Below are 14,968 nucleotides of genomic sequence, written 5' to 3'. Positions count from 1 at the left end.
CTTTAGCAAATTATTAAACATAATTGCCTTGTGAGTAAAAACTACCCGTATACGAAGACTGAGCGCGGGATACGAATAAAGAGGTGAATATTCTTTTTCGTAAAATAATGAGGATGAGTATAAATACATACTATTAACATCAAGGGGTCAGAATGGGGAAGTGAGGAAAACCAAACATATTCTCAAATCGGTTGAGGAGTGGATTTTGGGTGTAGCACCAAAAGATCCGCCTTGGCTCAATTTGTTAGCGTTTGGGGAAAGCATACCCTTGCTACAATCGCGAACGACATAATTTAATCGCTTAATCGCTCCATTTTGTCTGTTCCGGGCGTTCAGATAATTTGGTGTCCGAAAAACAATCAAGTAATTGCGTTCTTGTTTAACCAGGTTGACAAAGGTAGAGGCATGACGAACGAAACAATAATGGAACCCGCCTTCCTGTTGCCCGACTTAATTGAAATCCAGCGATCCAGTTTTCGTTGGTTTCTGGAAGAAGGGTTAATTGAGGAACTGAATTCTTTTAGTCCCATTACAGATTATACTGGCAAGCTAGAACTGCACTTTTTAGGTCAAAACTATAAACTCAAAGAACCAAAGTACAGTGTCGAAGAAGCCAAGCGACGCGACAGCACTTATGCTGTACAGATGTATGTGCCGACTCGTTTGATTAATAAAGAAACAGGGCACGTAAAAGATCAAGAAGTATTTATCGGCGATTTACCCCTAATGACTGAACGTGGAACGTTCATCATTAACGGTGCTGAAAGGGTAATTGTTAACCAAATTGTGCGATCGCCTGGGGTCTACTACAAATCGGAAATTGACAAAAACGGTCGACGAACCTACTCTGCTAGCTTAATTCCTAATCGGGGTGCATGGCTCAAGTTTGAAACAGACCGTAACGATCTGGTGTGGGTACGTATAGATAAAACCCGTAAATTATCAGCACAGGTATTACTTAAAGCCCTAAGCTTATCAGACAACGAAATAATGGATGCCTTGCGTCATCCAGATTATTTTGAGAAAACAATTGAAAAAGAAGGGCAGTTTTCTGAAGAGGAAGCCCTCATGGAGTTGTATCGTAAGCTCCGTCCTGGCGAGCCCCCAACAGTTTTAGGGGGACAACAACTGCTTGAATCCCGCTTTTTCGACCCCAAACGTTATGATTTAGGACGTGTAGGACGTTATAAACTCAACAAGAAATTACGCCTACAAGTTCCAGAAACGGTAAGGGTTTTGACTTCCCAAGATATTTTGGCTGCAGTCGATTACTTGATTAACCTTGAGTATGACATCGGTTCCACCGATGATATCGACCACTTGGGTAACCGTCGGGTTAGAAGTGTTGGTGAATTATTACAGAACCAAGTCAGAGTAGGTTTAAATCGTCTAGAGCGGATTATCCGGGAACGGATGACCGTATCAGACGCCGAAGTTCTCACCCCAGCTTCATTGGTGAATCCTAAACCTCTGGTTGCTGCAATTAAGGAATTTTTTGGTTCCAGCCAACTGTCACAATTCATGGATCAAACCAATCCATTGGCAGAATTAACCCACAAACGTCGTCTTTCGGCTCTAGGACCAGGTGGCCTAACTAGGGAAAGGGCTGGATTCGCCGTACGAGATATTCATCCCTCCCACTACGGACGAATTTGTCCGATTGAAACACCTGAAGGTCCCAACGCTGGTTTGATTGGTTCTTTAGCAACCCATGCCAAAGTTAACTTGTATGGTTTCTTAGAAACTCCTTTTAGACCCGTAGAGAATGGGCGGGTAAGATTTGACTTGCCTGTGGCATACATGACCGCAGATGAAGAAGATGATTTGCAAGTTGCTCCAGGTGATACTCCAGTAGATGAGAACGGTAATATTCTTGGCGATATCATCCCCGTACGCTATCGTCAGGATTGGGCAACAACTACACCAGACCAAGTAGACTATGTAGCGGTATCTCCAGTACAAATCGTATCTGTTGCTACAAGCATGATTCCTTTCTTGGAGCACGACGATGCAAACCGTGCCTTGATGGGTTCAAACATGCAACGGCAAGCTGTACCTCTACTTAAACCAGAACGCCCACTAGTTGGTACTGGTTTGGAAGCTCAAGCAGCGAGAGACTCGGGAATGGTGAAGGTATCCCGTACTGATGGGATCGTGACCTATGTAGATGCAACTGAAATTCGAGTACGTCCACCTTCTCCAGATGGTAGTGACGATAGAGGGCAACCCAAAGAAGCTTTGACTGCAGCTTCATTGTTCAGTAATCCTCCCGCAACATTGACCGGTACTCCCAAACCCAGTCCGGGCGAAATTGTCTACAAACTTTCCAAATATCAACGTTCCAACCAAGACACTTGTTTGAATCAAAAGCCTTTAGTGCGTGCAGGTGAAAGAGTAGTTGCAGGACAAGTGTTAGCTGATGGTTCCTCCACAGAAGGTGGAGAATTAGCACTAGGACAAAATATCGTCGTTGCTTATATGCCTTGGGAAGGCTATAACTACGAAGACGCAATTTTGATTAGCGAACGCCTAGTACAAGATGATGTTTATACTTCAATTCACATTGAAAAATATGAAATTGAAGCAAGACAAACCAAACTCGGACCAGAAGAAATTACTCGCGAAATCCCCAACGTTGGTGAAGATGCTCTGCGCCAATTAGACGAACAAGGAATTATTCGTATTGGTGCGTGGGTAGAAGCTGGAGATATTTTGGTTGGTAAAGTCACTCCCAAAGGTGAATCAGATCAACCTCCAGAAGAAAAACTTTTGCGAGCCATTTTTGGTGAGAAAGCAAGGGACGTTCGAGATAATTCTCTGCGAGTTCCCAACGGTGAAAAAGGTCGCGTAGTTGACGTACGTTTGTTTACCCGCGAACAGGGTGATGAATTACCCCCCGGGGCTAACATGGTAGTCCGGGTATACGTAGCCCAGAAACGGAAAATCCAAGTTGGCGACAAAATGGCAGGACGCCATGGAAACAAAGGAATTATCTCCCGGATATTGCCAATTGAAGATATGCCTTACTTGGCAGATGGCTCTCCTGTAGATATTGTGCTCAATCCCTTGGGCGTACCTAGCCGGATGAATGTTGGACAAGTCTTTGAATGTTTACTGGGCTGGGCTGGTCAAAATTTGGGCGTGCGTTTCAAGATTACTCCCTTCGATGAAATGTATGGGGAAGAATCATCTCGCCAAATCGTCCATGGCAAATTACAAGAAGCCAGGGATGAAACTAACAAAAACTGGATATATAATCCCAAAGATCCAGGCAAAATCGTAGTATATGACGGACGTACGGGAGAACCGTTTGACCGTCCGATCACCGTTGGTGTGGCTTATATGCTGAAACTAGTACATTTGGTGGACGATAAAATTCACGCTCGCTCCACAGGTCCTTACTCCTTGGTTACCCAGCAACCCTTGGGTGGTAAAGCACAGCAAGGCGGTCAAAGATTTGGAGAAATGGAAGTATGGGCGCTAGAAGCATTCGGTGCAGCTTACACCTTGCAGGAATTACTCACAGTTAAATCTGATGATATGCAAGGACGTAACGAAGCCTTGAATGCGATCGTTAAAGGTAAAGCAATTCCTCGTCCCGGTACCCCAGAATCCTTCAAAGTTTTGATGCGCGAACTGCAATCCCTCGGACTTGATATTGCAGTGCACAAAGTCGAAACACAAAACGATGGTAGTTCCTTGGATGTAGAAGTGGACTTAATGGCAGATAATAGTTCTCGCCGGACTCCACCCCGTCCAACTTATGAATCCCTCACTCGCGAATCCATCGAAGAAGAATCATAAAAGTATACAGATTTACAAGGTGGGATAAGTTAAAATTTTCCACCTTGTAGATTCATTCTTAATTCTTCATTGAAAAATCCCTGTGCTGTGAGCTTTTCGATTCAGAGTTTATTTCCAGAAATTAACTGCAAGAAGATTAGGTTTTACTTTTAAGTTTTGATTTTGAGTATTAATTTTGAATATTAATTTTGATTTTGATTTTGAGTTTGATTTTGAGCTTGAGTTTGAACCCTGCTCAGTTCTAAATTTTGCCCTCCTCACAATTAAATAATCCTCCTAAGCACGGCGAATTTATAATCCCGTGTTCCTTCATGAAGTCACAACTCAAGTTGGAGAATACTAGACACATGAGACATACCCAAAATAATCAGTTTGACTATGTAAAAATCGGTTTAGCATCACCAGAACGTATTCGTCAATGGGGTGAAAGAACCTTACCCAACGGTCAGCTTGTAGGTGAAGTAACTAAGCCAGAAACAATTAATTATCGGACCTTAAAGCCAGAGATGGATGGCTTGTTCTGCGAGCGGATTTTTGGTCCGGCAAAAGATTGGGAATGTCACTGCGGTAAATATAAACGGGTACGTCACCGGGGAATAGTTTGCGAACGTTGTGGTGTAGAAGTTACCGAATCGCGAGTACGCCGCCATCGTATGGGCTACATCAAGCTGGCTGCACCTGTAGCTCACGTCTGGTATCTCAAAGGTATTCCTAGCTATATTTCTATTTTGCTAGATATGCCCCTCCGGGATGTAGAGCAAATTGTCTATTTCAATTCCTACGTGGTACTCAGCCCTGGAAATGCTGAAACTTTGACCTATAAACAGCTTTTAACTGAAGATCAGTGGTTAGAAATAGAAGATCAAATTTATAGCGAAGATTCCCAACTTGAAGGAGTAGAAGTAGGTATTGGAGCCGAAGCGCTACTACGCTTACTGTCCGATCTAACTCTGGATCAAGAAGCAGAAGGTTTGCGAGAAGAAATTACCACAGCCAAGGGTCAGAAGCGAGCTAAATTAATTAAGCGTTTGCGGGTAATCGATAACTTTATTGCCACCGGTTCTAAGCCAGAGTGGATGGTAATGACTGTAATTCCCGTTATCCCACCTGATTTACGTCCGATGGTACAGCTAGATGGTGGTAGATTTGCTACTAGCGATTTAAACGACTTATATCGTCGGGTAATTAATCGTAACAACCGACTGGCACGTTTGCAAGAAATTTTAGCACCAGAAATTATCGTCCGTAATGAAAAACGGATGTTGCAAGAAGCTGTAGATGCTTTGATTGATAACGGTCGACGCGGACGAACCGTGGTTGGAGCCAATAACCGTCCGTTGAAATCTCTGTCAGATATTATTGAAGGGAAACAGGGACGTTTCCGACAAAACTTACTAGGTAAACGGGTAGATTACTCCGGACGTTCAGTAATTGTTGTTGGACCCAAATTAAAAATTCACCAGTGTGGTTTGCCAAGGGAAATGGCAATCGAACTGTTTCAACCGTTTGTGATTAACCGCCTCATTCGTAGCGGTATGGTCAATAATATCAAAGCTGCTAAAAAACTGATATCAAGAGCTGACCCCAGCGTTTGGGATGTTCTTGAAGAAGTTATTGAAGGACATCCGGTCATGTTGAACCGAGCGCCAACATTGCACCGTTTAGGAATTCAGGCTTTTGAGCCGATCTTAGTGGAAGGAAGAGCAATTCAATTACATCCATTGGTTTGTCCGGCATTTAATGCTGACTTTGATGGTGACCAAATGGCGGTACACGTACCCTTGTCTTTGGAAGCACAATCAGAAGCGAGATTGTTAATGCTTGCTTCCAATAATATTTTATCGCCAGCAACTGGAACGCCAATTGTAACACCTAGCCAAGATATGGTTTTGGGTGCCTATTACTTAACAGCAGACAATCCTAAAGCAAAGAAAGGTGAAGGAAAATACTTTACTTCTCTTGATGATGTGATTCTAGCTTTCGAACAACATCAAATCGACTTACACGCTTACATATACGTACGCTATGACGGAGAAGTTGAAACAGATAAGCCAGATACAGAACCAGTTAAAGTTCACGAAAACAGTGATGGTAGTAAAACTTTAGAGTACAAGTTCCGCAGAGTCAGACAAGATAGCAATGGTAATTTTATCTCTCAGTATATAAAGACAACACCTGGACGGGTAATTTTCAATAAAGCTATTGAAGAAGCGATCGCTAGTTAACAGCTACAACTATGAAGGCTAAAGTCATATACCAATGACCTTAGCCAAAATTGTTACTTACAGTTTTTGAAGCTAAAGCTGTTCATCGTACAAATTCATCATCTTACAGATTCGAGTTTTTTAAGGGAAAGTCAAATCAAAAAATGTGGCTAACGTTACGTAAGTAACTTTTAACGTAATACTCTGCTCATTACAAACAACTTTTGTGGTGTGCGTGTAAATTACGAATAATTTCTTCGCTATTTTCTTATAGTTTCTTAGCTCTGTCGAGCAAATTATCAAATGTGGCAGTTAGTTAATATCCGGCGAAATTCTCTATTTCATCCGTCCGAGGAAAAACAGAAAAGTACAAACACAAACAAACTTATTTATATCTATCACTCAACAAATAGTAACAAGTAATAGCTTTTCCAAGTTTTTGCTTGGGCAATTTTAGTTGATGGACAGTTCACTATTTACTAATAACTGACTAAGGGAACTCGGACTTATGAGTAACGAGCAAAAAATGATTTTTCGCAATCGTGTAGTTGGTAAAAAGCAACTTAAGAAGTTAATTTCTTGGTCTTTTACGACCTATGGTACGGCACGCACCGCCGTGATGGCAGATAAATTAAAAGCTTTAGGATTTCGTTACGCCACTAAAGCCGGAGTTTCCATCAGTATCGATGACTTGATGGTACCTCCATCCAAACGAACTTTACTAGATGCTGCAGAAGCTGAAATTCGAGCTACCGAGGAACGTTATCAAAGGGGAGAAATTACTGAAGTTGAACGATTCCAAAAAGTTATTGACACTTGGAATAATACCAACGAAACTCTCAAAGATGAAGTAGTTTATAACTTTGAGAAAAGTAATCCCTTGAATTCGGTATACATGATGCAGAATTCTGGTGCAAGGGGTAACATTTCCCAGGTTCGACAATTGGTAGGTATGCGCGGACTGATGGCAGATCCCCAAGGACAAATTATTGCCTTACCGATTAAAACAAACTTCCGGGAAGGACTTACTGTTACTGAATATATTATTTCGTCTTATGGTGCGCGCAAAGGACTAGTAGATACAGCATTGAGAACTGCTGACTCTGGTTATCTTACCCGTCGCCTAGTAGACGTATCTCAAGACGTAATCATTCGGGAAATCGACTGTGGTACTAGTCGGGTTATTCCCATACGTCCCATGAGAGAAGGCGAGAAAATATTAATTCCTCTGTCTACACGTTTACTAGGACGCGTAATTGGTGTTGACGTCATACACCCCAAAACCAAACAATTAATTGCTGCACGTAACACCCCAATTTCTGAAGAACTAGCCAGTGAAATTGAAAAAGCCGGCGTGCAAGAAGTACAAGTTCGTTCTCCTCTGACCTGTGAAGCTGCGCGTTCGGTATGTCAGTCCTGCTATGGCTGGAGTTTGGCACATGCCAAGATGGTAGACTTGGGTGAAGCTGTAGGTATTATTGCTGCTCAAAGTATTGGTGAGCCTGGAACCCAGTTGACCATGCGTACCTTCCACACTGGTGGTGTATTTACTGGTGAAGTTGCTCAACAAGTACGTTCAAAAACTGACGGAAAAGTTGTCTTTAAGAAGAAATTCCGTACCAGACCGTACCGTACTCGCCACGGAGAAGATGCGTTGTATGTAGAAACTAACGGTAGTTTAGTTATCGAATCAGCAAACGGTCAAACATCGAAAGAAATTTCGATGACCCAAGGTTCAACTTTATATATTGTTGAAGGTGAGCAAGTAAAACAAGGTCAACTGTTGGCAGAAGTTGCCTTGGGTGCGCGCGGTACTCGCGCCAATACAGAAAAAGCAGTGAAAGATGTGGCTTCTGACTTGGCTGGAGAAGTTAAGTTTTCTGGAGTGACTTCAGAACAAAAAACTGACCGTCAAGGGAATACTACCACTACCGCTGCACGAGGAGGGCTAATCTGGATTTTATCTGGTGAAGTATATAACCTTCCACCAGGAGCCGAACTGGTAGTGAAAAATGGTGACAGAATTGACACCAATGGCGTGTTGGCAGAAACAAAATTAACCACAACCCATGGCGGTGTTGTTCGTTTACCAGAACCAATTCCTGGTAAGTCAACCAGAGAAATTGAAATTATCACTGCTTCGGTAGTTCTAGACCAAGCAAAAGTTACCGTACAAAGTCAGCAAGGTCGTAATAATTACTTAATTACTACTGGAAATAATCAATCCTTCAATTTGCGAGCAACTCCTGGAACAAAAGTTCAAAATGGTCAAGTAGTTGCGGAGTTAATTGACGACCGCTACCGCACCACAACAGGAGGTTTACTCAAATATGCCGATGTTGAAATTCAGAAAAAAGGTAAAGCAAAACAAGGTTATGAAGTAACCAAGGGTGGAACCTTACTATGGATCCCGGAAGAAACCCATGAGGTGAATAAAGATATTTCCCTCTTACTAGTAGAAGATGGTAAATATGTAGAAGCCGGAACAGAAGTAGTCAAAGATATCTTCTGCCAGAATAGTGGTGTAGTCGAAGTTACTCAGAAAAATGACATTCTGCGAGAAGTGGTCATTAAACCTGGAGAACTCCTAATGGTAGACGACCCTGAGAAAATCATGGGTAAAGATGGCTCGTTCATTCAACCAGGTGAGGAAATCTTAGGACAAGTCGTTTCCCAACTACGTTACATTGAATACATAGATTCCCCTGAAGGTCCGGCAATTTTAACTCGCCCAGTGGTAGAGTTCCCTATTTCTGAAAATCCAAACGTTCCTTCTACAACTTCAGTTAGTCAGCAAACAGGACGTTCAATTCAATTGCGAGCAGTGCAAAGACTGCCGTATAAAGACGCCGAACGCGTTAAATCTGTTGAAGGCGTCGATTTACTGCGAACTCAGTTAGTCCTGGAAATTGAGCAAGATAACGATCAAGAAATCAATACTGCTCCCCTAGCTGCGGATATTGAATTAATTGAAGATCTAGACGACTCAGAAATCCAGCGCTTACAAATGGTAATTCTCGAGTCATTAGTGATTCGACGCGATATAGCTGCTGATGCAACTCAAGGTAGTACCCAAACCAAACTAGAAGTAAAAGACGGAGATACAATTACACCTGGAGCAGTTGTCGCACGAACTCAAATTCTTTCCAAAGGGGGAGGTATTATTCGTGGCGTTCAAAAGGGAGTAGAAGCAGTTCGACGTTGTTTACTCCTGCGTGAAAATGACACTATCACCAAGCACATTAATGCAGAACCGACTGTAAAAGTTGGTGATTTACTGGTTGAAGGTGCTCCGATTGCAGAAAATATATGTACCGAAGAATCCGGACAAGTTGTTCATGTAAGCAAAGCGGCTGCTAATGGCGAGAGTTCGGGACTCGCAACCCAACAAAGCACCATAACAATTCGTGTTGGTCGTCCATACCGAGTCAGTCCCGGTGCTGTCTTACAAGTAGAAGATGGTGGTTTGGTACAACGTGGTGATAACTTGGTGATGCTAGTGTACGAACGGGCTAAAACCGGGGATATTATTCAAGGTTTGCCCAGAATTGAAGAACTTCTAGAAGCTCGCAAACCAAAAGAAGCTTGTTTGCTAGTACGTAGGGGAGGAGAAGCTAAATTTGTGTATGGTGATGGCGATGAAGTAATTGCAGTTAAAATCGTTGAAAGTAACGGTGTAGTTACGGATTATCCATTAGGTCCCGGTCAGAACTTAATGGTTGGTGATGGTGAAATCGTAACAGCAGGACAAACATTAACTGATGGACCTGCAAATCCCCACGAAATTTTAGACGTATTCTTCAGTCTTGGCTCCGAAGATGGTACCTATGCTTGTGCGAGTTATGCTTTAGAAAAAGTACAAACATTCTTGGTAAATCAAGTACAGTCAGTTTATCAATCTCAGGGCATTGATATTGCGGATAAACACATTGAGGTGATTGTTCGCCAAATGACCTCAAAAGTACGTATAGATGATGGTGGTGACACCACAATGTTACCTGGAGAATTGATTGAACTACGTCAAGTCGAACAGGTAAATGAAGCAATGGCTATTACTGGTGGTGCTCGTGCTGAATACACTCCTGTGTTGCTGGGTATTACCAAAGCGTCTTTGAATACGGATAGCTTCATTTCTGCCGCATCATTCCAAGAAACAACTCGCGTACTTACTGAAGCTGCAATTGAAGGTAAGTCTGACTGGTTACGCGGTCTGAAGGAAAACGTGATTATCGGAAGACTAATTCCTGCAGGTACTGGTTTTAATACCTATGAAGAACCAAGTGCAATCGATGATTACTCCACAGATCTCACTAGTAGTGTTTTGGATGAGGTTGATGACCCAATGGATATGGTGTTGGATGATCGTACTGCTCGCGCTTACAATTTAGACTCACCCACCCTAACTGAATCTGGATTTATGTCTCCGACAATGGATAATTCAATATTGAGTAGTGAAGATGAATTGATTCCTCCAGAAATCCAGGATTTAGGAGAAGAACGGCAAAACAATAATGATTTCCCCGGTGGAAGTAGCTTTAACTTTGGCGATTTTTCTAGCTAGGTAAATATTTTTAAATTGAAAAAAGCATTCTTAAAATACAAGAATGCTTTTTTCTTTATCATGTGCAGTTAGATAAAAAAATAACATACCGCAGTATTATTTTACCTAAGACATTATTACTTATTTTTAGTAATAGCTATATAACAATTAAACTATTATTTAATAATACTTAAACTTGATATTGTTCAACATCTACACTATATAAAATTTCAGATTTTATTATCATATTTGAGAAATTATTTGCGAGTTAGCTAATAAATAATTTTGTAACAACAACTGCTTAACTTATATGTATTTGATATTGGGATAAAAGTGCTAATGAAGCATAAAAATTGTCACAAACATGATTGTCAATTTTAATAATTTCCATATACATTTTATCATTTATAAAATTAATTACTTTACAGTATTAGTAATTAATGCCCTATAATACAAGTTCATTAGCATATGGTAGTAGTATTTGATTATAGATTTTTAGGGTAGCAAATACCAATCAACTTATTATCAAATACTTGCATGTATTTGACAGTTTGGAATCAAATGATTTTATGCATTTTTATATTATTAAAATTTGGAAGTTAAAAATTTTCTAACTTCAAACACAATTAATTATAAATAAATAGATAAATAAATAGACAGATAGATAGATAGAAAATAACTAAAAACAATTATATTAATTCCTATATAATTCTTGATTGAATAATAAAAAAATGACTATGTTAAGCGCCCAAACATAAAACATTGTAAACCACAAAAATAGTTTTCATAAAACATCAAAATAATCTTACTAATAATATATTTAATGATTATATTTTGATATACCAATGTAAGCATTTAAATGTGTATAAATAATTAAGTTGATTACGTATGAATATATTTATATTGTTGTGACTTCAAAGGAATATAAATAATATCTTTCAATAATATTTAAAAAATAAGTCCTGATTAGTTCAAAAATACAGTAGATCAATTGTAAAAAAATCGTAAAGAATACAAAGTAAACTAAGGTCCTTGAATGCTATATCCGAGAAAGTCATTGTCTAAATTATTGTTCCAATGATTTCGAAGTTTACAAATCAAACAAATCAGTATGTTTTTAAAGCAAAAAATGGGTTAAAATAGAATACTAAAGTACGGCGCATCCTAACTTACCCAAGTTTATAAATGTAAAGTTATAAGCAGTGGTAAATTCTTTAAATATAGTATGTCCCTAATTAGGACATAAATAAGTCAAATGAATTGTTAATTTCCCAAATGTGGATATCAGAAACTAAAATCTTGATATATTGCGTCTGTACAACTAATCACTCGTGAATCAAAAAGATAGGTAAAAGTTATACTATTATTCCTTTTGATAAATAGGCTATAGTACGTGGCACTAGTACTAAGTACACCCACTGCTGAATACTGTTTTGAAATTGGGAAATAGCCATAATAGAGTATATCTAATACTGCCTACAGTTAGTTTGCATTCAAAAACTAGATGTACAGTAAGTAAATTTTTAACCTAGATTAACCAACACCATGTGCCCTCAAGCCGTGGAAGTTAAAAAAAAATACGAGTTAAGCTAGATAACAGAGTTCAAGAAAGCTGCTAAAACCTCTTTTGAGGAAAACAAGCAATATTTTGAACTCAGGTGGGTATATATTAAAGTTGGCATTGTCCTTACTCCATGCTGCGAATCATCACTCAGCAAGCAGATGTAATAGCTGAACTACAGCGGATCTGCAATCGCACAAATGACGAACAAGTATTTCACAAAGAAGCAACAGTAAAAGAAGTGTTGCAAACTGTGAAATCTCAAGGTGACAAAGCTCTGCTACATTACACTGCAGAATTTGACAAACAAAAATTAACTCCTGAGGAACTGCGCGTTAGTGGCTCAGAACTAGACGTTGCTTATCAGAAAGTGAACTCAGACTTGCTCGAAGCAATTAAACTAGCGTGTCGGAGAATAGAGGCTTTTCACCGCCAGCGAGTCCCAAAAGATTGGGTCCACTTTGGTTCTGATGAAATTGTGCTGGGCAAGCGTTATACACCAGTAGATCGTGCGGGTCTGTACGTTCCTGGTGGTCGGGCTGCTTATCCGAGTACGGTGCTAATGAATGCGATTCCAGCTAGAGTTGCTGGTGTCGAGCGCATAGTAATGGTAACTCCACCAGGAGGGGACAATGGGATTAATCCAGCAGTGTTAGTTGCTGCACATGAAGCTGGTGTCAAGGAAATTTACCGTATTGGTGGAGCACAGGCTATAGCGGCTCTCGCTTATGGTACTGAGACAATTCCCAAGGTTGATTTAATCACTGGACCAGGTAATATTTACGTTACTTTAGCTAAGAAGCTGGTCTATGGAAGCGTAGGGATTGATTCTTTAGCCGGACCAAGTGAAGTACTAATTATTGCAGATAAAACAGCAAATCCTGTTGATGTGGCGACTGATTTACTCGCTCAAGCCGAACACGATCCAATGGCTGCAGCAATATTGCTGACAAATGATACGGTATTAGCAAAAAATGTACAAGTAGCTGTTGAAAGACAACTAGTCGATCATCCAAGACGTACGCTGACAGAGAAAGCGATCGCTCATTATGGTCTGATAGTAGTTGTAGAATCTTTGCAAGCAGCAGCAGAATTCTCAAATGAATTTGCACCAGAACATTTAGAGTTAGAAGTCGAAGACCCTTGGGCCTTGTTACCTCAAATCCGCCATGCTGGGGCAATATTTTTAGGTCATTCAACACCAGAAGCTGTAGGAGATTATTTGGCTGGACCAAATCATACATTACCAACTTCCGGAGCTGCCCGTTATTCCTCAGCATTGAGTGTGGAAACCTTCCTCAAACATTCGAGTATTATCCAGTATTCCCATACAGCCTTAGAAAAAGTTGCAAGTGCAATTGATTTGTTAGCAACAACAGAAGGCTTACCTTCCCATGCTGATTCAGTCAAACGTCGGGTCCGGAAAGAACAACGACAAGAAACACCTTCTGTGGAAGATAATACTCAGTCGGAATTTCGAAATCAAGAAACAGAATAAATAATTATTTTTTTAGTTGGAGACGTGGAATTTCTACGTCTCTTTAATTTGCATAATATGTTTGAGATAAATATCATCATCCCCAACTATCATCCCCACGCTTCATGGTTAATGTCAGTTTACCTGCTTAACTTATTTTTAATTGGAAATAATTTTAGAGTGGAAAATTTATTGCCAATTTTGAGCTATCTTTAATTCTTAATTTTTTTGGAGACCTTTGACAAAAACTAGTTAATGGCCTCAAACTAAAGTTTAAGGAATATACAAGCCGCATATTTCTAATTTAGTTATGCCTGGGTGCAATAGCTAGTTTTAAAATATCAATCTGATGTTAGGTTTTGACTACTTTTGAGGAGAAAATAGTGGTGGTAAAGACAGTTTTAGTTGCTCTAGATGGTTCTGATATTTCTAAACAGGTTATTCAGACTTTGCAAGAATTGCTACTCCCTTCAAATAGCAAAGTTGTTTTTTGTCACGTCTTTCCACCGCCAGAATCAGAAATGCAGTTAGTTGCAGATCGTCCCCACTCAGAGTCAGCTACACTTCCCTACGTGCAAGTGGAAAAGCAATTGCAGTCTTACCAAGCACAATTAAAAGTAGATAGTGAATTGGAATTAGTGAATGGAGATACAGCCGAAGAAATTATTCGTCTGGCAAATATCTACAAAGCAGATCTGATTGTGATTGGTACTCGTGGTTTAACCGGTATGAAACGGATTATTGAAGGGTCTGTCAGTTCCCAAGTACTTGAGGATGCTCAATGTTCAGTTTTAGTGGTAAAACCAAAGTCATATAAGTAGCTGACTGTTTACTGGTTATTAACTATTTCGTATTTAGTTAATTGTAAATTTGGCTATAAATTTGGGTTTTCTTGAGTTTAGGTTAAAACTATGTATTTGATTTTTAAAAGAAGATTTGTAAAAGAAAATTTCTCTCATTTTAGTTTAAAAAGTATTCTAATTAAGTAACTAAAATAAAAAAAATAAGATTTAATTCTATCATAAATTATATTTTCGTGAATCTAATATTCATAATCTAATATTCATAATTGGCAACAATCAGGCTTAAATTTGACTTTGCTTTATTTCGCGTAAAATTATACTTGAATATCTCCATAGCTTCTTGATAGATATTGATACTTAATGTTCTATGTATAAATATTCTGAAGTTCGGAAACTATAATGTTTGGGGAAATTTGACTATTTTGGTATTAAATTATTTCAAAATGGACAAATAAGTACTTGGAGAAAATTAATTGTATATTTGTCATTGCGAGTGGAGCGTAGCGTAACGTAGCATATGTCCTGTCGGACACGCTAACGCTAACGCAAGGCTTTGAGATTGCTGAGGACGCGCTCCGC

5 protein-coding genes are annotated in these 14,968 nt (G+C 39.7%); all 5 read left to right on the top strand.

Annotated elements, in window-relative coordinates; translation table 11 throughout:
- Positions 1-405 precede the first annotated feature (405 nt).
- Complete coding sequence (gene rpoB, locus QNJ50_RS01160) at positions 406-3,804, top strand: DNA-directed RNA polymerase subunit beta (RefSeq protein WP_300631164.1); 3,399 nt, start codon at positions 406-408, stop codon at positions 3,802-3,804.
- Positions 3,805-4,151: 347 nt separating this feature from the next.
- The gene (locus QNJ50_RS01155; protein ID WP_300631163.1) at positions 4,152-6,029 is read left to right on the top strand and encodes a DNA-directed RNA polymerase subunit gamma; all 1,878 of its coding nucleotides are present in this window, start codon (positions 4,152-4,154) and stop codon (positions 6,027-6,029) included.
- A gap of 487 nt (positions 6,030-6,516) precedes the next feature.
- Positions 6,517-10,569, top strand: a complete 4,053-nt coding sequence (locus QNJ50_RS01150; RefSeq protein WP_300631162.1) for a DNA-directed RNA polymerase subunit beta' — start codon at positions 6,517-6,519, stop codon at positions 10,567-10,569.
- A 1,673-nt stretch (positions 10,570-12,242) separates the two neighbouring features.
- On the top strand, positions 12,243-13,607 hold the full coding sequence (gene hisD, locus QNJ50_RS01145) for a histidinol dehydrogenase (RefSeq protein WP_300631161.1): 1,365 nt from the start codon (positions 12,243-12,245) through the stop codon (positions 13,605-13,607).
- A gap of 365 nt (positions 13,608-13,972) precedes the next feature.
- Positions 13,973-14,407 (top strand): universal stress protein, encoded by a 435-nt coding sequence (locus QNJ50_RS01140; protein ID WP_300631242.1) that lies wholly within the window; start codon positions 13,973-13,975, stop codon positions 14,405-14,407.
- Positions 14,408-14,968: the final 561 nt, after the last annotated feature.

This window comes from Mastigocoleus sp. MO_188.B34, from assembly GCF_030065675.1.
Classification (GTDB): domain Bacteria; phylum Cyanobacteriota; class Cyanobacteriia; order Cyanobacteriales; family Nostocaceae; genus Mastigocoleus.
The sequence above is the reverse complement of the archived record's forward strand: the minus strand, read 5'-3'. Positions and strand labels throughout refer to the sequence as shown.

Excerpts from the sequence above, each read along its gene's own strand:
- hisD (WP_300631161.1), top strand. The coding sequence starts at position 12,243 with ATGCTGCGAATCATCACTCAGCAAGCAGATGTAATAGCTGAACTACAG.
- QNJ50_RS01155 (WP_300631163.1), top strand. The coding sequence starts at position 4,152 with ATGAGACATACCCAAAATAATCAGTTTGACTATGTAAAAATCGGTTTA.
- QNJ50_RS01150 (WP_300631162.1), top strand. The coding sequence starts at position 6,517 with ATGAGTAACGAGCAAAAAATGATTTTTCGCAATCGTGTAGTTGGTAAA.
- rpoB (WP_300631164.1), top strand. The coding sequence starts at position 406 with ATGACGAACGAAACAATAATGGAACCCGCCTTCCTGTTGCCCGACTTA.